Here is a 22,610-nt window from a genome sequence, read left to right on the forward strand (position 1 = left end):
AGGAGGGTGTCGATGAGCGAGCGGCAGAACCCCTACAATATCGGCCTCGACAAGACGCCCGCCAACTACGTGCCGCTGAGCCCGCTGAGCTTTCTCGCGCGCAGCGCCGCGGTCTATCCCGATCACGTCAGCACGGTCTACGAAGGCCGCAGCTTCACCTGGGCGCAAACCTATGAGCGCTGCCGGCGCTTTGCGTCTTACCTCGCAGGCAAGGGCATCGGCGTCGGCGACACCGTCGCGGCAATGCTGCCGAACATCCCGGCGATGAACGAGGTGCACTTCGCGGTGCCGATGACCGGCGCCGTGCTCAACGCGCTCAACATCCGCCTCGATGCACCTTCGATCGCGTTCCAGCTCGATCATGGCGGGGCCAGGATCATCCTGGTCGATCCCGAGTTTTCGGGCGTGATCACCGATGCGCTGTCACAGATGAGCGGCCCAAAACCGTTCGTGATCGACGTCGACGATGCCGCCTTCAAGGGCGGCACGCGCATTGGCGAAATCGAATATGAGGCCGCCGTGGCGCAGGGCGACCCTGATTTCACCGCGATCCCGCCGAAGGACGAATGGGACGCGATCGCGCTGAGCTACACCTCGGGCACGACCGGTAATCCCAAGGGCGTCGTCACGCATCATCGCGGCGCTTATCTCAACGCCGTCAGCAACATCCTTGCCGGCAATCTCGGCCAGCATCCGGTCTATCTGTGGACGCTGCCGATGTTCCATTGCAACGGCTGGTGCTTCCCCTGGACCATCGCGGCCTCAGCCGGCATCAATGTCTGCCTGCGCAAGGTCGAGCCGACCAAGATCTTCGAGCTGATCAAACTGCACGGCGTCACCCACATGTGCGGCGCGCCGATCGTCTACAACACGCTGATCAATGCGCCCGATGCCCCGAAGGGCAATGCCGCCCGCCGCGTCGTCGGCCTGATCGCCGGCGCGGCGCCGCCCGTTGCGGTGCTCGAAGGCGCAGAAAACATCGGCATCAAGCTGACGCATGTCTACGGCCTGACCGAAGTCTACGGCCCCGCTTCCGTCTGCGCCGAGCAGCCCGGCTGGGACGAGCTTCCGCCGGCCGAACGCGCACGCATGAAGCGCCGGCAGGGTGTGCCCTACCCGCTCGAGGAAGGCGTCACCGTGATCAATCCGCAGACCATGCAGGAGGTGCCGCGCGACGGCGAGACCATCGGCGAGGTCATGTTCCGCGGCAACATCGTGATGAAGGGCTACCTCAAGAACGAGAAGGCGACGAAGGAAGCCTTCGAGGGCGGCTGGTTTCACACCGGCGATCTCGGCGTGCTCGACGAGCACGGCTACGTCATCATCAAGGACCGCTCCAAGGACATCATCATCTCGGGCGGCGAGAACATTTCCTCGGTCGAGGTCGAGGACATCCTCTACAAGCACCCGGCCGTGCTGTTCGCCGCCGTCGTCGCCAAGCCCGATCCGAAATGGGGCGAGGTGCCCTGCGCCTTCGTCGAGCTGAAGGACGGCGCCAGTGCGACCGAGGCCGACATCATCGCCTTCTGCCGCAGTCACATGTCGGGCTTCAAGACGCCGAAGGCGATCGTGTTCGGGCCGATCCCGAAGACGTCGACGGGCAAGATCCAGAAATTCCTGCTGCGCAACCAACTGGGATCAGCGAAGGCAATATCCGCCTGAGCCGATTTCCCGTTTCAAAACACGGATCGACGCCGGCGGCATCGAGAAAGTTTCGGCAGCGTTGAGCCTTCGCCCGGCTCATTGCGTCTCCAGCCGCAGGCCGTCGTAAGCCGGCACCACGCCCGATGGCAGCGACTGTCGGATGGCTTCGTAATCGACATCGGCCGTCATGTTGGTGATGACCGCGCGCTTCGGCCTGAAACGTTCGATCCAGGACAGCGCGTCGTTGATGCTGAAATGGCTGACATGGCTGGTGTAGCGCAGCCCGTCGACGATCCAGAGGTCGAGATTTTCCAGCGCTCCCCAGCTCTCGCGCGGGATGTCGTTGAGGTCGGGCGTGTAGGCGGCGTCCCCGATGCGATAGCCGAGCGCGGGAATGGCGCCATGCTGCACAAGGAAGGCCGTCATCGTCACGGCACCACCCTTCCCCAGGATGGTCCGGCTTTCGCCGGCCTCGATCGAATGACGGGTCAGGATCGGTGGATAGTCGCTGCCCTCCGGCGAGATGAAGCAATAGGAGAACCGCGCCATGATGTCCTTGGCGGTCGACAGGTTGAAGTAGGTCGGGATACGCCGCCGCATGTGCATGACGACCGAGCGCAGATCGTCCATGCCGTGGGTCTGGTCGGCGTGCTCGTGGGTCAGGAACACCGCGTCGATGTGATCCACATTGGTCGAGAGCAATTGCTCGCGCAGGTCTGGCGAGGTGTCGATCACGATCCGTGTCGTGCCGTGCTCGGATGTCCGTTCGACCAGCAGCGAGCAGCGGCGGCGGCGGTTCTTTGGATTGCTCGGATCGCAGGCGCCCCAGCCGAGCGCCGGGCGCGGCACGCCGGCGGAGGAGCCGCAGCCCAGGATCGTCAGCGTCAGCGTCATGCGGCTCCCGGATTCAAGCTGGCACCTTGGAGAACAGGCGGAAGAAGTTTTCGGTGGTCTGGCGCGAGATCTCTTCAAACGACACGCCGCGCGCCTCAGCCAGCACTTTTGCGACCTCGACCACATAGGCCGGCTCGTTGCGCTTGCCGCGGAACTTGCCGGGCGCAAGGTAGGGCGAGTCTGTTTCAACCAGAATACGGTCAGGCGGCAACTCGGCCGCGAGCGCGCGCAGCGCCTCCGACTTCTTGAAGGTCAGGATGCCCGTGAAGCCGATGTACAGGCCGAGCGACACCGCCTTCAGCGCCAGCTCGCGCCCGCCGGTGTAGCAATGCAGCACGGCGCGAAACGATCCGCGTGCCGCCTCCTCTTCCAGGATGCGGCCGCAATCCTCGTCCGCCTCGCGGGTGTGGATCACCAGCGGCAAGCCGGTCGCGCGTGCAGCCGCGATGTGGGCGCGAAAGCCCCTCGCCTGCGCTTCCGGCGAGCCGTTGTCGTAGAAATAGTCGAGCCCGGCCTCGCCGAGCGCCACGACCTTGGGATGCTGCGTCAACGCGATCAGCTCGTCCGGCGCGATGCCGTCTTCCTCATCCGCGTTGTGCGGATGGGTGCCGACCGAGCAGTAGACATCGTCGAAGCGCTCGGCGATGGCCAGAAGCCGAGTGAGCTTACGCACCCGTGTCGAGATCGTGACCATGCGCCCGATTCCGGCGGCACGCGCACGCGACACGATCCCGTCGAGATCTTCCGCAAAGTCGGGGAAGTCGAGATGGCAATGACTGTCGACCAGCATCGTCCGAACGCCTCAGGCCGCCGGCTCGATGTAGCGCGGGAAGGCCGGCGTCGGCGCGGGCAGCGTCGAGCCGCGCGCGATGCGCTTGGCGCCGCCGAGTGTCGCGAAATTGCGCTCGCCTTCGGGGACACCGAGGCTGTCGAGCAGCAATCCCGAGGCGGTCGGCATCGCCGGCTGGGCCAGGATCGCGATCTGGCGCACGACCTCGGCGGTGACATAGAGCACCGTCTTCTGCCTGGCAGGATCGGTCTTGGCGAGCGCCCACGGCGCCTCGCCCGCGAAATAGCGGTTGGCTTCTGCGACCACCGCCCATACGGCGTTGAGCCAGTGATGGATCTGCTGCGTCGCCATCGCCTCGCGGCTTGCTGCGATCATGCCGTCGGCCATCGCCAGGATGGCCTTGTCGTTGTCGCTGAACTCACCCGGCTCCGGCAGCACGCCGCCGAGTTGCTTGCCGATCATCGACAGCGAGCGCTGCGCAAGGTTGCCGAGATCGTTGGCGAGATCGGCATTGATGCGCGCGACGATGGCCTCGTGGTTGTAGTTGCCGTCCTGGCCGAACGGCACCTCGCGCAGGAAGAAATAGCGCATCTGGTCGACGCCATACTGGTCGGCAAGGTTGAAGGGATCGACGACGTTGCCGACCGACTTCGACATCTTCTCGCCCCTGTTGAACAGGAAGCCGTGGGCATAGACCCGCTTCTGCACGGGAATGCGGGCCGACATCAGGAACGCCGGCCAGTACACCGCATGGAAGCGGATGATGTCCTTGCCGATGATGTGCACATCGGCCGGCCAATAGCGCCAGTTCTTGTCGCTTTCGTCGGGGAAGCCGACCCCGGTGATGTAGTTGGTGAGCGCGTCGACCCAGACATACATCACGTGCTCTTCGTCGCCGGGCACCTTGACGCCCCAGTCGAAGGTGGTGCGCGAGATCGAGAGATCGCGCAGTCCGCCCTTGACGAAGCTCACCACCTCGTTGCGGCGCGAGTCCGGGCCGATGAAATCGGGATGATCGGTATACAGCTTGAGCAGCTTGTCCTGATAGGCGGACAGGCGGAAGAAGTAGCTCTTCTCCTCGACCCATTCGACCGGCGTGCCTTGCGGCCCGAGGCGCACGCCGTCGTCGTTCAGGCGCGTCTCGTCCTCGGCGTAGTAGGCTTCGTCGCGCACCGAGTACCAGCCCGCATAGGTGTCGGCATAGATGTCGCCGTTCGCTTCCATGCGCCGCCAGATCTCCTGGGTGGAGCGGTGGTGCTGCTCTTCGGTGGTGCGGATGAAACGATCGAACGACACGTTGAGCCGCTCGTCCATCGCCTTGAAGCGGGCGGCGTTGCGGGCCGCGAGCGCGGACGGGGTCAGGCCCTCGTTCTGCGCGGTCTGAATCATCTTCAGGCCGTGCTCGTCGGTGCCGGTCAGGAAGAACACGTCCTTGCCGTCGAGCCGTGCAAAGCGTGCCAGCGTGTCGGTGGCGATCGCCTCATAGGCGTGGCCGATATGCGGGTTGCCGTTGGGATAGGCGATCGCGGTCGTGATGTAGAAGACGTTGTCGCGCGCAGGAGCCGCGGCGGGCGCTGCGGCCTGCGGAGCTGCAACCGGCTTCGGCGCGCGTGGCGCCTTCGGCTTGGCAGCCTTTGGCGGAGCGACGACAGCAGCCGGCGCCGCGGGCGGCGCAATTGCCCTCGCCTTCTTGGCCACCTTCTTCGCAGGTGCCTTGTTCGCAGGTGCCTTGTTCGCAGGCGCCTTGGCCGTTTTCTCGGCGGCCTTTGTCTTTGAAGCCTTCTTCGCGACAACCTGCTTCTTCGCAGTCTTCTTGCCGGCCTTCTTTGCCGTCTTCGCAGCGCTCTTCTTCACGCCCTTCTTGGCGGCAGCCTTCTTGCTCTTCTTGACCTTCTTGGCAGCTTTGCGCGCGAGCGCCTTCACGGCCTTTTTGGGAGCCTTCTTCGCAGCTTTCTTGCCGCTCTTGCGCTTGACGGATTTTTTAGCTCGCGTTGCCACGACGAATTCCTTTACCGGCTTCTCAAAAATTTGGAAACGAACCTGCGTTAGGTTGTTGTTTTGAGCATGATCCTCTCGGAAAACCGCACCACACTTTTCCGGATCATGCTCTAGCGCGTTGCGTCCGCCAGCCAGCCGAACACCGAGAAAACCAAGGGCTTTCGCTCCAGATTGTAGGTTTCGGTGTCACGCGCGGCGCGGACGATCTTTTCCCATACCTCAGCTAGGCGCGCAAGGCGCGGCAGGTTCTGGTTGGCATTCGCCTCATCCACATGCAGGCGTTCCGCGATCCAGCGGTCGATACCGTCGATGAAGGCCGCAAGCGCGACGCGGTCGCTGGTGCCGAGCGAATCGCCGAGCGTGTGCAATTCGCGCGGATCGACCTGGGGAAGTCGCGCCAAAAGCGCCGCCGTGCGCTGCTGGAGTTTCAGCGCATCGCCGCCGAGCAGCGTCAGCGCCCGCGCGACGCTGCCCTCCGAGGCCTCCGCCGCTTCGCGCAACGCCAGATCGGTTGGAGCGAGGCCGGCCGCTTCGGCCGCTGCACTGATCACCTCGTCCGTTCCGAGCGGCCGCAGGCGCAGCTTGCGACAGCGTGACTGAATTGTGGCGAGTACGCGCGCGGGCGCGTGGCTCACCAACAGGAACAGCGATTGCTGCGGCGGTTCCTCCAAAATCTTCAGAAGTGCGTTGGCCGCATTCGGATTGAGCTCGTCCACGGTGTCGACGATGCAGACGCGCCAGCCCTCAGCTGCGGCCGTCGAGCCGAAGAACGAAATCGTCTCGCGCGTCTCGTCCACGGTGATCACGGTGCGCATCACGCCGCGGTCGTTCGCCGTGCGCTCCAGTGTCAGCAGCCCGCCATGGGACTCTGCGGCAACCTGGCGAGCCACGGCGTCATCAGGGTCGACTGCCAGGCTCTCGGCGCGCTGCACGACGTCCGCCAGCGGTTGGCCGTGCGCCAGCACAAAGCGCGCCATGCGGTAGGCCAGCGTCGCCTTGCCGATCCCCTGCGGCCCGCCGATCAGCCAGGCATGCGGAATGCGCCCGCTGCGATAGGCCGACAGCAGCGCCGTCTCGGCCTCGCGATGGCCGAACAGACGGCTCGTCTCGCGCGGATGCGGAATGGCGGTCTCGCGCTCGGCCTGACGCGGGCTCATGCCGACACCACCGAGGCTGGCGTCGGAAGGAGACGATCGCGCAGTGCGTTCCAGACGCGGCCCGCGACTGTGTCGGGGTCGGAATTGGCGTCGATCAGCACGCATCGCGCAGGATCGTCCGCGGCGATCTTGCGATAGGCCTCGCGCAGGCCCTGATGGAAGCTGAGCTGCTCGCCCTCGAACCTGTCAGGCGTGCCGCTGCCGCGGCGGGCGGCGGCGCGCTGGAGGCCGATCTCGACCGGCAGGTCGAGGATGATGGTGAGGTCCGGCTTGAGATCGCCGATGGTGACGCGCTGCATCGCGTTGATCAGAGCCGGCGAAACGCTGCCGAGGCTGCCCTGATAGGCGCGCGTCGAGTCGGCGAAGCGGTCGCACAGCACCCAAATGCCCTGCTTGAGTGCGGGGTCGATCACGGTGTGGACATGGTCATCGCGCGCGGCCGCGAACAGCAGCGTCTCGGCTTCGGGCCCGAGCAGCTTACCCATGCCCGACAGCACCAGATGGCGCATGATCTCGGCACCCGTCGAGCCGCCCGGCTCGCGCGTCACAAGGGTGCGCATCCTTGCTGCCTTGAGGCGGTCGGCGAGCTTCTTGATCTGGGTGGACTTGCCAGTCCCCTCGCCGCCCTCAAAGGTGATGAAGCGTCCGCGTCCGGACGGCCGCTGTGTCGCGCTTTCACTCATGGTCAGAGCTTCTCGGCGCCTGCGCGGAACATGCCGATCACGAGCTCGCTGGCGCCGTCGATGGCGCGGCGCATGGTCGAGCCGGTGCCGACTGCCTCGGCGGCATAGACCGGCGTCTCCACCGCGATGTTGCCGCTGCGCCAGACCTTGACCACACCGACCCTCTGGCCGGCTTCGACCGGGGCCCGCACCGGACCGCTATAGACGACGCGCGCGATCAGCTTGTCGCTGCCGTTCTTGTGCACCATCACCTTCACGGGCGTCTTGGCGACCAGCTTCACCGAGCGGCTCTCGCCGCCGAACACCTTGGCGTAGCCGACCTGCTGGTCGGCCGCGATCAGCGTGCGGGTCTCGAAATTGCGAAAACCCCATTCCAGCATCTTCTTGGCTTCGGTGGCGCGATCCTCGGGGTCTTCGAGCCCGTTGACGACGACGATCAGCCGCGTACCGTTCTGCACCGCCGAGCCGACCATGCCATAGCCGCCCTCCTTGGTGTAGCCGGTCTTCAGGCCGTCAGCGCCCTCCATCGAATTGAGCAGCGGATTGCGGTTGGGCTGTCGGATCTTGTTCCAGGTGTACTCCTTCTCGCCGAACAGTTTGTAGAACTCCGGAAAGTCCAGGATGATGTGGCGGGCGAGGATGCCGAGCTCGCGCACCGTCATCTTGTTGCCGGGGTCGGGCAGACCGTTGGAGTTGCCGAAGGTCGACTTGGTCATGCCGAGCTCGCGGGCGCGCTTGGTCATGAAGTCGGCGGCAAAGATCTTCTCATTGCCGGCGATGCCTTCGGCCAGCGCGATGCAGGCATCGTTGCCGCTCTGGATGATCGCGCCGTGCAGGAGATCGTCGACCGAGACCTTGCTGTTGATGGCGGCGAACATGGTCGAGCCGCCCGACGGCGCCCCGCCCTTGCGCCAGGCGTTCTCGCTGATCCGGTATTCGTCGGTCAGCTTCATGTCGCCCTTCTTGATGGCGTTGAAGACGACTTCCGCCGTCATCAGCTTCATCATGCTGGAGGGAGCGCGCAGCTCGTCGGCGTTCTTCTCGAACAGCACGCTGCCGCTGGAGGCCTCGATCAGGATCGCGGTGGGGGCATCGCCGTCAAAGCCGGACTCTTCCGCCTTCTTGGCACCCTGGACGCTCTGGTTGGCAGCGTAGAGCACTCCGCACCAACCGAGGCTCGCGAGCAGCATCCCGGCGACAAGCGCGCGCACCAGCATGCCGGAGGTGAAGCGGCTGCGACGGAGCGAAATGAGACGAAATGCCATGGCCAAGCCCTGAGAGCGGCGTTCTAACAGTCGGAACCGGCGCGAACAACATGAGGCTGGTGCCGGAACCCGAGATTGCACGATTCTCGTCACACCCCTATCGTGGCACCTCATATTTCTCGACCAAACCCCTGAAACAAGGCGGAAAAGCGATGTCTTCCACCCGCGTGATCAAGGCCAACGGGATCGATCTGTTCATCCGCGAGGCCGGCCAGGGACCGCTGGTGGTGCTGTGCCATGGCTGGCCGGAATTGTCGTATTCCTGGCGCCACCAGATCCCGGCGCTGGCGGCCGCCGGGTTTCACGTCGTCGCCCCCGACATGCGCGGCTACGGCCAGAGCGCGGCGCCGTCCGACGTGGGCGCCTATTCGATCTTCGACACGGTCGGTGACATCGTCGGCCTCGTGCAGGCGCTTGGCGAGAAGAAGGCGATGGTGGTCGGCCACGATTGGGGGGCGCCGGTCGCCTGGCACGCGGCGCTGTTCCGCCCCGACATCTTCACGGCGGTGGCGGGCCTGAGCGTGCCGCCGCCATTCCGCGGCCGCGGCAAGCCGCTCGACCTGCTGCGTCAGGGCGGCGTGACCAACTTCTATTGGCAGTATTTCCAGACACCGGGAGTCGCCGAGGCCGAGTTCGAGCAAGACGTTGCCCGCACCATGCGCATCGTGCTCGGCGGACGCGGCCTTGCCGATCCCTCCGCGGCCATGTTCGTGCAGGAGGGCAAGGGATTTCTCGGCCACGCGACTGCGGATGAGCCGCTGCCGGACTGGCTGAGCGAGGCCGACCTCGCCTACTTCACCGAGACCTTCCGCAAATCCGGCTTCCGCGGCGGGCTGAACTGGTATCGCAACCTCGACCGCAATTGGGAGCTGACAGCGCCCTGGCAGGATGCGCAGATCCGCCAGCCGTCCCTCTTCATTGCCGGCTCGAAGGACGCCGTCATCACCGGCCTGATCGGCGCCAAGCGCGTCAACGAACTCGAGCGCGTGCTGCCAAATCTGAAGCGCAAGCTGATCATCGAGGGCGCGGGCCACTGGGTGCAGCAGGAACGGCCCGACGAGGTCAACGCCGCGCTGGTGAAGTTCTTGCGGGAGAGCGCGGCTTAGTAGAGGCCGCGGCCGCTCAGGATGCTGCGGGCCTCGGCGGCGCCGTCGGAGGTCGACGGGGCGCTCTCGGTGGCGTAGCGGCCGTCCTCGTCATAGGACACGGCGCGCGCGTTCTGGAGCGCCCGGCCCCGGCTGCGGCTCGAGGCCGACATTTCCGAGGTCGCATTGAGTGAGGCCATGTCGGCCGAGGTGGTGCCGAGATTGTAGGGGCGCCCCTCCGGCATCGGAACCTCGCCGCGGATGGTGCCACGGTTCGACGAGGGCAGCTCCGGCACGAAGGGCCTTGCCGAGGCGACCCGGACCATCGAGGGCGACGGCGCCGGGATCCCGGTACGCAGGGTCGCCATCAGCTGGCGGTCATCGGAGCCTTCAAGCGGCGCCCGGCCGACATATTCGACGCGGACCTTGGCGACGCCATTGCCTTTGAATTCAAGGAGTTCGGCGGCTTTGTTCGAGACGTCGATGAGCCGGTTGCCGTGATAGGGACCGCGGTCATTGACGCGGACGATCAGCGACTTGCCGTTCGAGACGTTGGTCACCCGCGCATAGGACGGCATCGGCAGGGTCGGATGCGCCGCCGTCAGCGAGGTCATGTCGAACACCTCGCCATTGGCAGTCAGGCGGCCGTGGAAATCATCGCCGTACCAGGACGCCATGCCCTCGGCGCGGTAGTTGACGTCCTCCTCCGGCACGTAGGTCCGGCCGGCGACCACGTAGGGCTTGCCGACGCGGTAGGTGCCGCCGCCCTTGGGGACCGGATCACCCAAAGCCACGACCCGGGGGCTCGAGGACACGCCGTATTTCGGATCGACGCGGCTGGCGAACTTGTTGGAGGACGCGCAATTGGCGAGCGCGAGGCAGGTCGCGGCCGCCGCAACACCACGCGCGGCCCGCAAAACCGAATCTGACCGTCGGATCCCCATTCGCCCCAAATACCATTCTGCCGGAGGCGTGCCCAACCCGCTTTGGCGACGGGGAGCGCTGTCCGGTCCTTTGCACCGAGGCGGCCCACCACCGCTTCGGACGTCGTGACGATATCGCAACCCGAACACGGCGGAAATGGGGAGCCTGCGGCGATCGCGCGGAGATGGTAAACGGCGCGTTCGCTTTCCCCAGTTGATCTACGGAGCTCAGGCACCTGCTCTGTGCCACTCCTGGACATTCTGTTGCGCCAAATCCTCACTCCACCCCCATTGTCGCGCCGCTCACTGGAATTCTTTTGACTGTGCAAGGCCGCACGCGTTCTCTCGGACGCAAGGGCGGGATTTGGAATTTAACGATGATCGAGACGGTTTCGGCACTGATGGGTCTGGTAAGCGCGGGGATCTTCCTGGCCCATGCGTTTGAAGGTTACCGTACGAGGGCCTGAGGGCACTCGCGCGGACGGCAAGCATCACCTCTTTCAAGACGGCACGTTCGGACAATTTTAATCGATCCGACCGAGCATCGCAGACGAGAGCGGCAGGTGTCCCATGCGCAATCATGACCTGGTATCCGATGGCTTCCTGGCATTGACCGCAGGCGGTCTGGTGCTGTTGTGCTCGAGCCTTGTCGCGCTGGCTTTCGGCTGATCGCGACACCCTTTCCTCGCCTTCCAGCCACGACCGTACTGCGCCGCAACACTGGTGTTTGTCCGGAATTGCCCTGCTCCCGTTTAGTTGATTGAATTTCCGCGTTCGGCGCCTCGACTCATTTCAAGAGGCCATCACCAACGAAGGTGACGCACATGCTTGCCGAGAAATTCTTCCTGGTCCTGGAATCGCTGATCCGCGGCGACCGGACCTATCCGGACGGAAGTCCCCGGGTCATCAGCACCTCACCGCACGTCCCGGTGAAGCTGCCCGACCGGAAATAGACCGGATGGTCTTCGCTTCCCGTCACGTGCCGCTCAGCGCAGGCCAAGCAGCGAGCGACGATAGAAGCTGTCGCGGGCCTCGCCGAGGCAGACGTAGCTGCCGTCAAAACCCTGGCCGTACCGCCTCTGGCCCCTCGCGTAGTAGAGGCCCTTCCTGAAATCCAGCCAGACCACCTGATCGCGCGGACAATGGCGCTGCGCTTGCGCCTCGTAGCGAAACGGCGTCAGTGGCGTGGCCGACACCTCGCCGGCGCCAAGCATCGTCGCCGCAACAAGCGCGATCCTCCCGAGCCCGTTGCCAAAGCCGCTCCGCACGTCCCGCCTCCCGCGATCCAGGCCGTCTCGTGACGGCCGCCCGGCACGGTAGCACGAAACGGCATGGTCCCTGGAAGGCTGCAAGCGCACCTCGCGTCTTCCGCCGGCCATCTTGTCGGGCTACATGAAAGCGAGATTCATCGCGATGCGAGGATGCTGCCTGAATGTCGGTTGAGCCTGCCCCCACGACCGAAGCCCGCCCGCCCTCGCCGCGCCTCGGCCTGCTGCCGATGATCATCTTCGGCTCGCGCTGGCTGCAACTGCCGCTCTATCTCGGATTGATCGTGGCGCAATGCGTCTACATCGCGCTGTTCCTCAAGGAGCTCTGGCATCTGTCCTGGCACGCGCTCGACCTGACCGAGCAGCAGATCATGATGAGCGTGCTGGCGCTGATCGACGTCGTGATGATCTCCAATTTGCTGGTGATGGTCATCGTCGGCGGCTACGAGACGTTCGTGTCGCGGCTCGATCTCCAGGGCCATCCCGACGAGCCGGAATGGCTCGGCCACGTCAATGCGAGCGTCCTGAAGATCAAGCTCGCCATGGCGATCATCGGCATCTCCTCGATCGCGCTGCTCCGCACCTTCATCGAGGCCGGCAATCTCGGCTCGAGCCGTGCTGGCTTCACCGAGACTGGCGTGATGTGGCAGGTGCTGATCCACATCACCTTCATCGTCTCGGCGCTCGGCATCGCCTACGTCGACAAGCTCAGCGACTCCGGAATGCGCAACAAGCATGCCGAGTAGGACCCGCCCGCTTCGCCGCGCTCACTCTTTGGCTTCGAGTTGTTGAATGGCCTGATGCAGGCATTCCTGGAACTTCGCGGCGACCTGCTCGCGCGCCACGCCCTTGGCGGCGAGATCGGCTGACACCTTGTCCACGACCTCGTCCATCGTCCGGCTCTCCAGATGGTCCGTCGCCAGCGCTGTGGAATAGCTCTTGGCGGCATCGCCGCTGAGTCCGAGCTGGCTTGCGGCCCAGAGCCCGAGCAGCTTGTTCGACCGGGCCGTGGCCCTGAACATGAGCTCCTCGTCGTGGACGAATTTAGCCTCAAAGCCCTGCTCGCGCTTGTCGAACGTGGTCATAGTCAGCTCCATTGCGTTTTCGCTGATGAGGATCGGACTGGCTGGGAGCGAACGTCTCCGTCATTCACGTCAGTTGAGGATCATTTGAATCTTCGGGCGGAAGGCAAACGCCGTCAAGCCTTCCGCTGGCGGCAGGCCCGGCGCCGCATGGCCCGGAGAACATCGAGAGCTGACGCATGAACAGAGAGCTGCGGGAGTTTCGACGGATTGAGCGGGTCTGCCTGAGGGCCCCATCGCCCCGCCACGCAATGGCAGGCGCCGTCCTGGCGCTCAAGCTCGCCTTGGGCGCGACGCAACGGCACCACGTCCAGCCCCGTCGGAGGATCAATCAAGGAGATCTTGGCGCGGCGACCTCGTTCCGTCAGTCCTTTGCGGTTGCCGCTTCGCGTGCAAGCCGCTCGGCCCTCAGCCGCTCCTTGTTGGCGTAGAACTGCTTCTGCGCCTCCTCATGGTCGCGCATGGCCTTCTCGGCCTCGATCCGGCGTGCCGCATCGCGCGCCTGGCGCTGTTCGGGGGTCAGGGGTTTGCGTCGGAAGGAAAGGTCTTCGCTCATGGCAAGACAACGCGGCAGCGGGGCAACGGTTCCACCCCGAACCGGGCGGGCGGCCCGGGTCAAACCGAAATATCCGCATCGTCAGGACGTTACCGGCAGGAAGACCTCAACATCGCCCGCAGCCATCCCAGCAGGACAGGCCGCCCAAAAACAAAATCCCGAAAAACAACCCCATGCACAGTAGCTAAGTCCTGCTGGCGCAACGGTTTTTGGAATCCACGAAACGCCCTTTGACGCGTCGGGCAAAACAGTGGCATTCTGCCACCTTCGGAAAATCCGTTGGCCATGAGAGTCGGCACCGGCTCGGGGCAGCCGGATCGGTTGACGTTAGACGCGTCGCGGCCGCCAGCGGAGCAGCGGCAATCGCCCCCAACGCGAAGATGCCTTTCGCGGACAAACTGCTGTTTACCGATGCGAAGCTGCAAGCTCCGCAAGAATTCGCGCGGCGATCAATACCGGACGCTTGGCGCACCGTCGCGCGAATGGGCCGACCAGCAAATCGCTGGCACGAAACGTCAGCCGCTTTTCCTCCTTCGCAGGATGAGGAGGCGCGTCGAGAGTTCGCGGCAGCTTCGGAACACGACGTCATTGAGACAGGTCAATACGACCAAGCCCAAGCTCTGGGATCTTAACTTCGGCAAGCAGATGGAGACGGCCATGTCACAGCAGAGCAGCATGCATTTCTACCTCAGTTGGGCCAAGGAGCGGATCGACGAAATGGACGCTGCATTGGCCTCGTTCGAGGTCAAAGTCGGCCAGGCCAAGGCTGAGTCCAGGGTCAAGACCGATCAGCTCCTGTCCGATCTGACCAAGCGCCGTGACGAGTTTCAGGCCCTGCTCAAGACCCAGGCCGAGGCGGGCGAAACCGCCTGGGCGGGCGCCAAGACGGAGCTTGAGAGGCAATGGGCCGGGTTCGAGGCCCAGGTGAAGACCTACTTCGAAGGCGCTGGCAAACAGCTTGAGCAGCAGCAGGCCACGTTCAAGGACGTTGCGGCGGCACAGTCCAAGGCCTGGCGCGAAGCTGCGGACAAATTCCGCGAGACCGCGGGCAAAGTGGCCGCAGCCCGCACCGTTGATGTCGATGCCGCGCTCAAGCAAATGAAAACCGACGCGTCCGAAGCAGAAGCGCGTCTGCAGAAGCTGAAACAGGCTGGCACCGAATCCTGGTCGGTCCTGAGCGCCGCTCTCGCCGAATCCCGGAAGGCGTTCGATCAAGCGAACAAGGCCGCGTGGGACGCGCTGAAGGGCGCAGGTCCAAAGAGCTGAAATTTTCGCTTCCGAGGAAAGAGCATGACGCGCCCGAGTGGCGCGCGGCGATGGAAGCCTTGCTACTCGTGGTCGAGCGCGACGGCCCGACCGTATTCGCCCGTATCGGCGTCATGCGGGCGCTGAACCGACACGACGTCCCGAGCCTCAATCCCAAGGGAAAGGAGAGCCATATTGGGGACGACGCAAGCTGAAGAGGGATCAGTGATCGTCTTTCTCTGGCAGACGCCACACGATTATCATTTTTAGTCGGAATCAATTTGAGCCGTTGCTTCAATTATAAGGACGTCATTCATGACCAAGGAAAATTGCCTGATCGTCCGCGTTGCCGGAAGACAATTGGATCTGCTGCGAGGAGAAGCCTCCCGCATTGCGAAGGACAATAAGATTGATTGGTGGATCGATCACGCCGATGTCGGCACGCGCTTCTGCTTTGAAGATGCGAAGGCGAAAGAAACCTTCGCTGCCACCTGCGACAATATCGGCGTTCCGTGCCACGACGGCTGACTAAGTCCAACGGGAAAAGCCGCAGGGTGGTTCCAGCCCCCACTGCGGCCATCCCGGATAAAGTAAAAATCGGTACTCAAATCACGCCGGTGTTCTTTCTATAGAACACCCCGTTCCGAAAATGGATTCCGTACAACTACCGGAGCGCGATGTTCCACAGCATTGCTGTCCGAACGCGAACATGGCACGGCTTGCATTCCAGCCCCCAAGACTCCCGGCAGCCGGTTCAATTGCGGATCGGAGCGCCGGGAGTGCCGCTGGGCCCCCAAACCCTTCTGGCGAACAGGAAGGTTGGTTGTATTGCCAAGCTTTTCCGATGCCCTTCTCCAAGGGCACTCGCTAGCACCAGCTCACCTGATCCCGCTGAGCTGTTTTCTTGTGCCTATACTTGGCGATGCAACCCCCAAAAGGCGATCAGCAGGAGAGCTGCGGCCCCAATTCCCAGCAATAGGAGAATGGCTTCCAGCATGGCGAATCAAGCTCCGCCCCTCTGGAAGGATATACCTTTTCGGATTTTAGTCACCGAGGCTCGCCAGCGGGTGCTGCTTCCAGGAGGCAATTGCCTCATCTTCGCATTGCTCTTCGACGTCGTAGCCGCTCACGTGTCACGGCCGGCAGCTGCGCGAAGATAATCTGACCAATTCTCTCGATGGTCACGTGTGTGTTGCTCGCTGGCGCGTCGGTAAGTGATGCTGACGCTCATGCCGGAGGCGCAGGAGCCGGCGGCTCGGCCATTCAGCCCGGCAGCGGAGAGGACCCTGCCCGCCGCCTTAGGCGCTCATGCGCGCGAGGCGCTGTCACGGTTGAGACAGAGGCCGCCCGATGGGCCGCCCTGTCATGCCAAACGGGAAACACATCAGCGAGATCTGGAGCAGCGCAAATTCCTTGGTCCCCCATGAGGGTCGTCGGAGGCTTCGCAGGACCCTACCAGCTCGCCTCCAACGGATATCATGATCATTGAGCGACCATAACTCTTCAGGGATCTCGTGAAGCATTGTATGTCGTCTGGCCGCGGCGTCCTCCCGTTTTTGCGCATCTCGGCTGCTACGCGATCCACGACGGCGGAGGGACAGGTGTTCGCCGTGTATGCAGCAGCCGGTGGCACAGCAGGGCCAAGCACCATCGGCGCCAAAACGCTTGTCCAGAATGCTTGACGCCTCACGGTGTTGCCCTCGCCCCCTGCTGAACAGATTAAATCGCTACAAGGTCGGCGGCGCATTGAAATGCATCATTGAGTCTCTGCATTCCTTCTTTGGCCACTTGCTGAATATGCTCGTTCATGTGAGCGATCCTGTCCAGGCGGCAGTCTCGAGCTGCGCCTGCGCCTCGCCGGCAAAGTGTTCAGGTGGCTACCGCCGAAGCGGCCGCTGCCGGTCGCGGAGGTACGCATCAGTCGTCCCAGACGCGCTTGCCGCAGGGGCATTCGAACATGCGCGTGATGCCTCCGCTTTCAGAGTCCACCACCGCTCGTACAAGCTTCATTTTCTTGCCGCAGATGCGGCAGGTTCTGATTGAGTTGTCCTCGACAACGCAGATCTTCTCAGCACGAAATATTTCCATGAGTCGCGCCCCCGTCCGAGGTGACCTGGTGGAGATTACAAACCTACTGAAGCAGGGAAAATGGAAGAACTGGCTGCTAAGCCGCGCGAGGAGTTTGCGACTGTACACGGAGCAAATCAAGACGCGCCGGCTATCCCGACGATCCTTTTGGGGTACCTCATTAGGGTGGCCCGAGGGCCGGAACGGAGCGATCCGTTAATCAGAGGTTGGTCTTAATGTAATCCCTATGCAAAACGGTTGGTCGTTGGGCACCATCGAACAGAACGGTGATGCCGGTCGTACGATGGCCTATGGCGACAACGACGCCAACCTTGTCAGCCAGGTCTGGGCAACGAATTCTTCCGATTTCGCTGAGCTTGAAACGCGCGCCGACTGCAATCCTATCCATTTTGAAATCCATGGTTGCCTCGCAAAGAGACCGATCGCAATGAAACACAGTGGTAGCAAAGAACTTCAAAAATACCGGTGATTGTGGCGACTCATTGTTTCAGGACTATTTCGTGATTCGAGATCTATGTTGCGTCGCAGACAGGTCCCTGGAACAACAATTGGTGACCGCCGTCCTTGGTTCCTAGCCAGCCCGGCTGACCGCCGCTACCTGGGTAAGGCCGCCTCAGCTGGCGGGAAGGTTGAAAGCAACCTCGGCAAGCTCCCCGCACTGTCTGGTGGTCTAGGCCATCGAGCGGGGAGCTGCCGCGCCAGCCCCGCACCAAGCCAAGCTAAAAGCGTGCCAGACGCAGAGTCCGCGCTTGCGTCTTTTAAAGGAGAGAATGCAGCATCTCCTGCCGGATGGAACCGCCGCCTCAGTGCCGCGTTTTCGTCTCGCTTCCGGCCTGCCCCCAACAATCCCCGAGGCCGGAAGATTGGAATAGCGGCTCCAGCTTTGCCCAAGGCTGGGGCCGTTCTCCCTTCCGGTCAGACGCGTGGAGTTGCGTATGCGTCACTCGCCTTCGATCGTGCCGCTCGATCGCCTGGACCGCGAAATCTATCTCGTCCTCGAGGATTTTGGCGCCCGCGCCGGCTGCGCCTGGCGCGAGACCGACGAAACCGAGACCGACCTTGAGACGGTCCTGAGGCATCTCCTCGCCGGCCAATACGCCTATCCGGTCCGGATTGTGTGCTTCAATCCTGGCGAAGGCTGGTCACGGGACGCCACGTCCGACGTCGCTGACGCGCTGGCGCAGCGCGCAACTGACACCGACGCCGAGGTCCCGTCCGCGCTGCAGGACTTCATCGCCGCCAATGCCACCAGGCGCTTCGACGTGCAGCTCGCGCTGCCGCTGCAAGGTGCCGCGTGATGCCAGCCGGAGGAAGGCCGCACAGCGACGCGGCCGTGAAGTGCACGACCTGCGACATTCCGGTCGAGCGCGAGGCGCCGCGTATGCCGGAAGGCTCTCGTGTCGAGGTCGACAAGGACGGTTGGCGACACTGACGACTGCGCTTATAGCACCAAGCTCACCAACCAGATCGCAAGCGAGCAGCAGAGCGCAATTCCAAGATACGGCAATGCAATTGTCATCGGTCCCTCACTAACGAATTCCCGACGCTAAAACGGGACGAGATTCGCATATTCGCAGCCGCGTGACCATCTCATTCTCATGCACCGCGCGTACGGGTTCTGCCTGCCAAGTGCAGCCAGGGCTGTCCCGGCCTGACCAGACTGGCTCCAAGACATCGTCTCCAAGCACCGCGACCGCGGCTATATCGCCGTCCGCACGAAGGAGTGGATCAAGGTCAGGAACAGGTCTCACCCGGCCACGAGCCGCAAGTTCCAGCACCTTGCGCTGGCGCGGCGGGCAGCGTGGCGCGCTGCAGACATAAGTCTTGGGCCGCCGACGCTAACCATAACCGCGACCAAGTCTTGTTTTGGCTAATCCTAAAATCTATGGTTGTGATTTTCAGCATGGAATTTTTTGATGATGGTCCGATTACCTATGGTCGCGGTCATCGCGCCCGACGGGCATAGGTCATACTGGGTTGCAGCGGTCGAACCTGAGAATGCGACCGAAGCGGTCGCGCGGGTCGTCGGCGACGGGCAAAACATTAGGCTCTTGCAGCACCGCCTGCGCATGAAATCAGATGCGCTTCGACCAGGCGAAGTCCGCCGACTTGGGCTCTGACCAGACACCTACCTCCGAAGAGCCATACCATCTCCCTCAGAAGAGCGTCCCCCCGCCTTTGCACCGCCGGCATATTCATGCGTTACGCACATTGGCGGGCAGAGCGCGCGCTCTGTCGTGAGGAGTCGTGCGGATGACCCGTTTCTTCTTCCACGTCCACAACGGCATTTCCATCTTCGATGATGTCGGACTGGAGCTTCCGGACATCGCCACCGCGCAAGCAGCAGCGATCGAATTGAGCAGTAAAATCCTCAACGAGGGAGCAGAGGGACCCTTGTGGCAAGACCTCAACTGGCGCGTCGAGGTGACCGACAGCCCTCGAATCGGCGGGCAGATCTTCGTTGTCGTCAACTTTTCAGTCACGCAACGTAAAGCACCCAACTAACCCGTGGTGCCCGACTGGGGCAGTGACGAGGTACGCAAATCACTGATTTTGCTGTGGGGTTCGAACGACTGCGAACAGTGGAGAACAACATGCTGGCGGAAGGGGTGTCCGGTCAACCCAGTTGATATTGTGTGCGATTTTCCACAAGCCGCAGCCCCCAATCTACGGTCCTAGCCACGTTGTTTCTTGGCGTTGTTCGGACCGTAGTTTCCTTCCTTCCTTGCCCGCAGGATGCCGACCGAGCGCTCTCGGCGAAGGGCACTCGAACCCCTCGTTTGCCTCGCGCCTAACCAAGCCTGAACAGCCGTTGAGTAAACTCAACCAAGACTGCCAGCTATTCCTCCCGAGCTGAACTCGCGCTTTGGCCTGAGATCCACTTTGCGCCAAATGCTGCCGTTCGAGACCTAACAAGCCAAGGAGAGCCACGCTCTCGAAACGAGAGCCGGATCACTGTGAATTTCGATTCTTGCTTGCTCCCCTCAACCGCGTCGCAGTTGACGGCGATTTCGCCCACTCTGCCATCTGGATGCAGGTGAGAAGATCAACATAGCTCTGGCTTCCGCCGGCTTTGGCTTCACCTTCGCAGCTATCACGCACGGGAACGGAAGCAGTGCCCCAAACCGTGTTGAGCTGCTCCTGTGCAGTTGTCTCATCGCGCATGCAGTCGGCAAAGCTCTGAGGCAGGGCAAGCCCCATTGCCTTGTCGTCAGCCGCGGTGGCTTTGCACATCACGTCCACCTTTAATTCGGGGACGCGATCGGAAACCGGCATCACAAACAATTGGCTTCCGAGGAGCGCTGCAGATAATGCCACTATCTTCATCTTGACCTCCTTCAAGCTTCAAGCGCTGCGAATTGAACGGCCCTGAAATGCCACAAAGAAGCGCTGCGTCAGAACTGGCCTGGTTGAGCCGGAGGACTAGGCCAATCGGATCGCAGGTTGTTCCTGTTGTTGCGATCAAATAGGTCTTGCCTGCAGACAAAGCCGCCCCGGCAACTATCCACCAGAGGTGCGGCCTGGCGAACGTCGGGGACCGGCACGACTCTTGTGCGCGACGTCTTGGCAAAGGCGCCCGTTGCCACAGCCACCTCGAGGGCGCAAAGTACGGCAACCAAGCACGTGTTCCTCATAAGATGCCCTCCTCCGATCGCCGACGACGCCAGACGATTGCGCGGCTGCCTCGTTGCACAGTCACCATAGCAACCAGCGAGTAGCAGGGCGGATACGGATAGTAGCCGCAGCGAGGCGCAGCATAAGCGTATGAGGCACGACCTTGCGGGATCGGTCTTGATTCAGATCAAGCTCACGTCGGCGTTCTCCTTCGCGCAGATCGCGCATCGCGATGGTTGCGGTACGCCAGACTGTCGCGCTCCATCCTGTCAGTTAGAGCGGGGATGGCTATTTCGTGGACCAGAAGAACGTTCGGACGAGTGGATCACGTCGCTCTTCGCTGGGAATTCTCCAACCAGGAGCCTTGCAAAATAGGCTCTCAGCAAGTGGTCGAAAGTCGACAGCGCGTCGCTAACGTCGCAGCTCTCAAGGCGGAGCTCTTCCCTACCAAGTACTTGTTGCGCCATGGCCTGCCTCCTCGAAGCAGTACACCACCCGGATGCCCCTTGTCCTCCTTGTCAGTAAGAGATGAGCCGCGATCGATCGGTTTGATCCATCTCAAATGACTCGCGCTTTTTGAACGGGAAGCAAAGGCCTACCGCCCATGGGTGTCGGCCTCGATGAAGCGCGCAACAAGTGTTTCCCCCGGCTTCCAGAGAGATCGACAGCGCGATGTGGGTACTACTTTGTAGTCATCCGCTTCGGTGGCGCCGTCGGCGCAGGCGCTGCCGGCGAAATCACGAATGTCACCCGGGCATTCCAGCCCTCGGGCCGGTTGTCCGGTTCAGGTAGCCCTGCATGTCGCCGACCGGAAAGATAAATCGAGATGACGAACGTAGGCCGCGTTTACTTCGTCACGATCCTTCGCGTCGGTGCGACCGTACTGGTCGGCGCCATTGGCGACAGCGAGAAAGTCAGCCACGTATTCCAGCCAGCTGGCCGATTTTCTGCGGCAAACTCACCGTACCCTTTCAGGTTCAAATATCCCTGCAGGTCACCGACCGGAAACAGGTACCCGATCTGAGGACCGACTCCCACCACGCGCGACCGAAAACCCCCAAGGATCGGGGGCTGACCAAAATCGTCCGTGATCTGTTGATAGTAGTAGCCGACCAGCCCGACGAAGAGCTGCTTCGAGAGAAACTGCGAAGCACCCCAATCGATGTGGAAATCGATGCCATTCTGATATTGCGTGTCAGGATTCTTGAAGTTGTAGGTGAAGCCGCCGACTGCGGAAAATTCGTGCCCCAACTTCTCATTGAAATAGGTGTAGCCGCCGCCGCCGTCGATCGCGCCGTGTCCGATGCCGAGGTTAGCAAGACGGGTTGGAGAGTAGGCGCCAACAGGAATGTCGCCGGTCAAATAGGTCATGAAATTGTGGACGCCGGCGTTCCACTTCAGCGTTGCTTGCGGATACAGATCGCCCACCGAGGTGATTGAATCAGAGAGGGTCCCCGTGCGGGTCGTCGCAAAGGGCCCGACCGCTGTTGTCAGCGTTCCGTCGAGGGTTGCGGCGGATCGGCCAAACAAGCCGGTGATGCCGATTGCCAATTGTCCGCCAAGTACCGGCGTCGCGAACGTGTAGGTCGGGTTGAGCAGGACAAGGTCCGCCTGCGCGTTTAAACGCAGATTCAAATCGACGTTGACGTTAGCGGGGATCCGGCCGACACGGATTTCTCTTGCCGCGGCTGCGTTACCGAAGGCCGACACGCTGGTGTGATAATAGACCTCGGCCATCGACCAGCCGGGGACTGCAGGGACTGCCGCGAGGCTGCTGAACCGCCCCGGAAGCCAGTATGAAACGCCATCCTCGTCGGCATATGCTGGATCGGACGAGACTCCGGCCAATGCCACAGCCAGACCGATCGTTGCGCGAATAAGCCGACAATGAGACTTTGGTTCGGATAGGTACCGCTTCATCCGCTCGTCCTCCCGCCAACGAATGGACAGTGTATCGATCGGCGATTCAATGTCTCGCTCCAAGGTAGCAACCTCGTCAGATTTGGCTCAACTTGTTGCGCTAAAGGCACTCAGCATCGCCGCTGACTCGTAGGATTACCGACAGCATCGTTGACCAGAGGTATCCATGTCTAGGCAAGCTGCGCCCGTGTGCAGCAAGAAGGCTGCAGGATAGTGCCTCCTGCCAGAGGCGGCGGTCACATCGAACGCTCTGGTTGAGTCGTTCTGACCCTTCGTCACGCACTCGTGCGAGGTGATAAGCGAGCAAACCTCAGCCGTTTGTGTCGCTCATGTCTCCGGCATCGTTCGGGCGTCATCGAGTTAGATCAGCGCTCGACAGCCGGATTCGATCTGAAGT

At 62.6% G+C, this 22,610-nt stretch carries 23 protein-coding genes; 10 read left to right on the plus strand and 13 right to left on the minus strand.

Annotated features, from left to right (window positions below; translation table 11 throughout):
- Nucleotides 1–12: 12 nt before the first annotated feature.
- Nucleotides 13–1,662 carry an acyl-CoA synthetase gene (locus tag A3M7_RS0104180; RefSeq protein ID WP_027542796.1) on the plus strand — a complete coding sequence of 550 codons (1,650 nt, stop codon included), beginning with the start codon at nt 13–15 and terminating at the stop codon, nt 1,660–1,662.
- 78 nt (nt 1,663–1,740) lie between these two features.
- On the opposite strand, the gene A3M7_RS0104185 is transcribed toward A3M7_RS0104180, so the two are convergent.
- The 6 genes from A3M7_RS0104185 to A3M7_RS0104210 all read right to left on the minus strand — a co-directional run bounded on the left by A3M7_RS0104185 (nt 1,741) and on the right by A3M7_RS0104210 (nt 8,431).
- Complete coding sequence (locus A3M7_RS0104185; protein ID WP_027542797.1) at nt 1,741–2,538, minus strand: MBL fold metallo-hydrolase; 798 nt, start codon at nt 2,536–2,538, stop codon at nt 1,741–1,743.
- Nucleotides 2,539–2,551: 13 nt separating this feature from the next.
- Nucleotides 2,552–3,328 (minus strand): TatD family hydrolase, encoded by a 777-nt coding sequence (locus A3M7_RS0104190; protein WP_027542798.1) that lies wholly within the window; start codon nt 3,326–3,328, stop codon nt 2,552–2,554.
- 12 nt (nt 3,329–3,340) lie between these two features.
- Nucleotides 3,341–5,326, minus strand: a complete 1,986-nt coding sequence (gene metG / locus A3M7_RS0104195; protein ID WP_156936815.1) for a methionine--tRNA ligase — start codon at nt 5,324–5,326, stop codon at nt 3,341–3,343.
- A gap of 110 nt (nt 5,327–5,436) precedes the next feature.
- Entirely contained in the window at nt 5,437–6,483 is a 1,047-nt protein-coding gene (locus A3M7_RS0104200; RefSeq protein WP_027542800.1) for a DNA polymerase III subunit delta', read from the minus strand.
- Complete coding sequence (gene tmk / locus A3M7_RS0104205) at nt 6,480–7,166, minus strand: dTMP kinase (RefSeq protein ID WP_027542801.1); 687 nt, start codon at nt 7,164–7,166, stop codon at nt 6,480–6,482. Before tmk ends, A3M7_RS0104200 begins: the two co-directional genes overlap by 4 nt.
- Before the next feature lie 2 nt (nt 7,167–7,168).
- A complete protein-coding gene (locus A3M7_RS0104210; RefSeq protein ID WP_027542802.1) occupies nt 7,169–8,431 on the minus strand; it encodes a D-alanyl-D-alanine carboxypeptidase family protein in 1,263 nt (420 codons plus the stop codon).
- 152 nt (nt 8,432–8,583) lie between these two features.
- On the opposite strand from A3M7_RS0104210, the gene A3M7_RS0104215 reads away from it, so the two are divergent.
- The gene (locus A3M7_RS0104215; protein ID WP_027542803.1) at nt 8,584–9,537 is read left to right on the plus strand and encodes an alpha/beta fold hydrolase; all 954 of its coding nucleotides are present in this window, start codon (nt 8,584–8,586) and stop codon (nt 9,535–9,537) included.
- Here A3M7_RS0104215 and A3M7_RS0104220 read toward each other — a convergent pair.
- Nucleotides 9,534–10,460 (minus strand): septal ring lytic transglycosylase RlpA family protein, encoded by a 927-nt coding sequence (locus tag A3M7_RS0104220; RefSeq protein WP_049823196.1) that lies wholly within the window; start codon nt 10,458–10,460, stop codon nt 9,534–9,536. The two genes, A3M7_RS0104215 and A3M7_RS0104220, sit on opposite strands and share 4 nt — an antisense overlap.
- Before the next feature lie 803 nt (nt 10,461–11,263).
- Between A3M7_RS0104220 and A3M7_RS51010 the strand changes: the two genes are divergently transcribed.
- The gene (locus tag A3M7_RS51010; RefSeq protein ID WP_256374848.1) at nt 11,264–11,392 is read left to right on the plus strand and encodes a hypothetical protein; all 129 of its coding nucleotides are present in this window, start codon (nt 11,264–11,266) and stop codon (nt 11,390–11,392) included.
- 33 nt (nt 11,393–11,425) lie between these two features.
- On the opposite strand, the gene A3M7_RS0104240 is transcribed toward A3M7_RS51010, so the two are convergent.
- Nucleotides 11,426–11,653: a hypothetical protein gene (locus tag A3M7_RS0104240; RefSeq protein ID WP_245284198.1), complete on the minus strand. Its 228-nt coding sequence runs from the start codon at nt 11,651–11,653 to the stop codon at nt 11,426–11,428.
- Nucleotides 11,654–11,871: 218 nt separating this feature from the next.
- On the opposite strand from A3M7_RS0104240, the gene A3M7_RS0104245 reads away from it, so the two are divergent.
- Entirely contained in the window at nt 11,872–12,453 is a 582-nt protein-coding gene (locus A3M7_RS0104245; protein ID WP_027542806.1) for a TIGR00645 family protein, read from the plus strand.
- A gap of 21 nt (nt 12,454–12,474) precedes the next feature.
- Here A3M7_RS0104245 and A3M7_RS0104250 read toward each other — a convergent pair whose 3' ends face one another.
- Together A3M7_RS0104250 and A3M7_RS0104255 are read right to left on the minus strand one after the other, a co-directional pair.
- Nucleotides 12,475–12,792 carry a DUF1476 domain-containing protein gene (locus tag A3M7_RS0104250; protein ID WP_049823212.1) on the minus strand — a complete coding sequence of 106 codons (318 nt, stop codon included), beginning with the start codon at nt 12,790–12,792 and terminating at the stop codon, nt 12,475–12,477.
- Between the two features lie 361 nt (nt 12,793–13,153).
- Nucleotides 13,154–13,345 carry a hypothetical protein gene (locus A3M7_RS0104255; protein ID WP_027542808.1) on the minus strand — a complete coding sequence of 64 codons (192 nt, stop codon included), beginning with the start codon at nt 13,343–13,345 and terminating at the stop codon, nt 13,154–13,156.
- A 411-nt stretch (nt 13,346–13,756) separates the two neighbouring features.
- On the opposite strand from A3M7_RS0104255, the gene A3M7_RS0104260 reads away from it, so the two are divergent.
- From A3M7_RS0104260 to A3M7_RS0104270, 3 genes are all read left to right on the plus strand, one after another.
- The gene (locus tag A3M7_RS0104260; protein WP_371089919.1) at nt 13,757–14,611 is read left to right on the plus strand and encodes a hypothetical protein; all 855 of its coding nucleotides are present in this window, start codon (nt 13,757–13,759) and stop codon (nt 14,609–14,611) included.
- 50 nt (nt 14,612–14,661) lie between these two features.
- A complete protein-coding gene (locus A3M7_RS0104265; RefSeq protein ID WP_198033701.1) occupies nt 14,662–14,805 on the plus strand; it encodes a hypothetical protein in 144 nt (47 codons plus the stop codon).
- Nucleotides 14,806–14,905: 100 nt separating this feature from the next.
- Nucleotides 14,906–15,118, plus strand: coding sequence for a hypothetical protein (locus A3M7_RS0104270; protein ID WP_027542810.1), 213 nt, complete (start codon nt 14,906–14,908; stop codon nt 15,116–15,118).
- Nucleotides 15,119–16,507: 1,389 nt separating this feature from the next.
- On the opposite strand, the gene A3M7_RS48255 is transcribed toward A3M7_RS0104270, so the two are convergent.
- On the minus strand, nt 16,508–16,678 hold the full coding sequence (locus tag A3M7_RS48255; protein WP_156936816.1) for a hypothetical protein: 171 nt from the start codon (nt 16,676–16,678) through the stop codon (nt 16,508–16,510).
- Nucleotides 16,679–16,922: 244 nt separating this feature from the next.
- Between A3M7_RS48255 and A3M7_RS48260 the strand changes: the two genes are divergently transcribed.
- The 3 genes from A3M7_RS48260 to A3M7_RS0104295 all read left to right on the plus strand — a co-directional run bounded on the left by A3M7_RS48260 (nt 16,923) and on the right by A3M7_RS0104295 (nt 19,183).
- Entirely contained in the window at nt 16,923–17,147 is a 225-nt protein-coding gene (locus A3M7_RS48260) for a hypothetical protein (RefSeq protein WP_156936817.1), read from the plus strand.
- Nucleotides 17,148–17,613: 466 nt separating this feature from the next.
- The gene (locus tag A3M7_RS0104285; RefSeq protein WP_027542813.1) at nt 17,614–17,976 is read left to right on the plus strand and encodes a hypothetical protein; all 363 of its coding nucleotides are present in this window, start codon (nt 17,614–17,616) and stop codon (nt 17,974–17,976) included.
- A gap of 955 nt (nt 17,977–18,931) precedes the next feature.
- On the plus strand, nt 18,932–19,183 hold the full coding sequence (locus tag A3M7_RS0104295; protein ID WP_027542814.1) for a hypothetical protein: 252 nt from the start codon (nt 18,932–18,934) through the stop codon (nt 19,181–19,183).
- A gap of 447 nt (nt 19,184–19,630) precedes the next feature.
- Here the strand turns inward: A3M7_RS0104295 and A3M7_RS0104300 are convergent, their stop codons facing one another.
- Nucleotides 19,631–20,005, minus strand: a complete 375-nt coding sequence (locus tag A3M7_RS0104300) for a hypothetical protein (protein WP_027542815.1) — start codon at nt 20,003–20,005, stop codon at nt 19,631–19,633.
- A 1,134-nt stretch (nt 20,006–21,139) separates the two neighbouring features.
- Entirely contained in the window at nt 21,140–22,213 is a 1,074-nt protein-coding gene (locus tag A3M7_RS0104305; RefSeq protein WP_027542816.1) for a transporter, read from the minus strand.
- Nucleotides 22,214–22,610 lie beyond the last annotated feature (397 nt).

The organism is Bradyrhizobium sp. WSM2254, from assembly GCF_000472645.1.
Classification (GTDB): Bacteria; Pseudomonadota; Alphaproteobacteria; order Rhizobiales; family Xanthobacteraceae; genus Bradyrhizobium; species Bradyrhizobium niftali.

What these genes read in the sequence shown, in the direction of transcription:
- A3M7_RS0104245 (WP_027542806.1), top strand. Translation starts at nt 11,872, where the DNA reads ATGTCGGTTGAGCCTGCCCCCACGACCGAAGCCCGCCCGCCCTCGCCG.
- A3M7_RS0104240 (WP_245284198.1), bottom strand. Translation starts at nt 11,653, where the DNA reads ATGCTTGGCGCCGGCGAGGTGTCGGCCACGCCACTGACGCCGTTTCGC.
- A3M7_RS0104265 (WP_198033701.1), top strand. Translation starts at nt 14,662, where the DNA reads ATGGAAGCCTTGCTACTCGTGGTCGAGCGCGACGGCCCGACCGTATTC.
- A3M7_RS0104295 (WP_027542814.1), top strand. Translation starts at nt 18,932, where the DNA reads ATGACCCGTTTCTTCTTCCACGTCCACAACGGCATTTCCATCTTCGAT.
- A3M7_RS0104215 (WP_027542803.1), top strand. Translation starts at nt 8,584, where the DNA reads ATGTCTTCCACCCGCGTGATCAAGGCCAACGGGATCGATCTGTTCATC.
- A3M7_RS0104305 (WP_027542816.1), bottom strand. Translation starts at nt 22,213, where the DNA reads ATGAAGCGGTACCTATCCGAACCAAAGTCTCATTGTCGGCTTATTCGC.
- tmk (WP_027542801.1), bottom strand. Translation starts at nt 7,166, where the DNA reads ATGAGTGAAAGCGCGACACAGCGGCCGTCCGGACGCGGACGCTTCATC.
- A3M7_RS0104255 (WP_027542808.1), bottom strand. Translation starts at nt 13,345, where the DNA reads ATGAGCGAAGACCTTTCCTTCCGACGCAAACCCCTGACCCCCGAACAG.
- A3M7_RS0104260 (WP_371089919.1), top strand. Translation starts at nt 13,757, where the DNA reads ATGCGAAGCTGCAAGCTCCGCAAGAATTCGCGCGGCGATCAATACCGG.
- A3M7_RS0104185 (WP_027542797.1), bottom strand. Translation starts at nt 2,538, where the DNA reads ATGACGCTGACGCTGACGATCCTGGGCTGCGGCTCCTCCGCCGGCGTG.
- A3M7_RS0104200 (WP_027542800.1), bottom strand. Translation starts at nt 6,483, where the DNA reads ATGAGCCCGCGTCAGGCCGAGCGCGAGACCGCCATTCCGCATCCGCGC.
- A3M7_RS48255 (WP_156936816.1), bottom strand. Translation starts at nt 16,678, where the DNA reads ATGGAAATATTTCGTGCTGAGAAGATCTGCGTTGTCGAGGACAACTCA.
- A3M7_RS0104285 (WP_027542813.1), top strand. Translation starts at nt 17,614, where the DNA reads ATGCGTCACTCGCCTTCGATCGTGCCGCTCGATCGCCTGGACCGCGAA.
- A3M7_RS0104180 (WP_027542796.1), top strand. Translation starts at nt 13, where the DNA reads ATGAGCGAGCGGCAGAACCCCTACAATATCGGCCTCGACAAGACGCCC.
- A3M7_RS0104250 (WP_049823212.1), bottom strand. Translation starts at nt 12,792, where the DNA reads ATGACCACGTTCGACAAGCGCGAGCAGGGCTTTGAGGCTAAATTCGTC.
- A3M7_RS0104210 (WP_027542802.1), bottom strand. Translation starts at nt 8,431, where the DNA reads ATGGCATTTCGTCTCATTTCGCTCCGTCGCAGCCGCTTCACCTCCGGC.
- A3M7_RS0104270 (WP_027542810.1), top strand. Translation starts at nt 14,906, where the DNA reads ATGACCAAGGAAAATTGCCTGATCGTCCGCGTTGCCGGAAGACAATTG.
- A3M7_RS0104300 (WP_027542815.1), bottom strand. Translation starts at nt 20,005, where the DNA reads ATGAAGATAGTGGCATTATCTGCAGCGCTCCTCGGAAGCCAATTGTTT.
- A3M7_RS0104190 (WP_027542798.1), bottom strand. Translation starts at nt 3,328, where the DNA reads ATGCTGGTCGACAGTCATTGCCATCTCGACTTCCCCGACTTTGCGGAA.
- A3M7_RS0104220 (WP_049823196.1), bottom strand. Translation starts at nt 10,460, where the DNA reads ATGGGGATCCGACGGTCAGATTCGGTTTTGCGGGCCGCGCGTGGTGTT.
- A3M7_RS51010 (WP_256374848.1), top strand. Translation starts at nt 11,264, where the DNA reads ATGCTTGCCGAGAAATTCTTCCTGGTCCTGGAATCGCTGATCCGCGGC.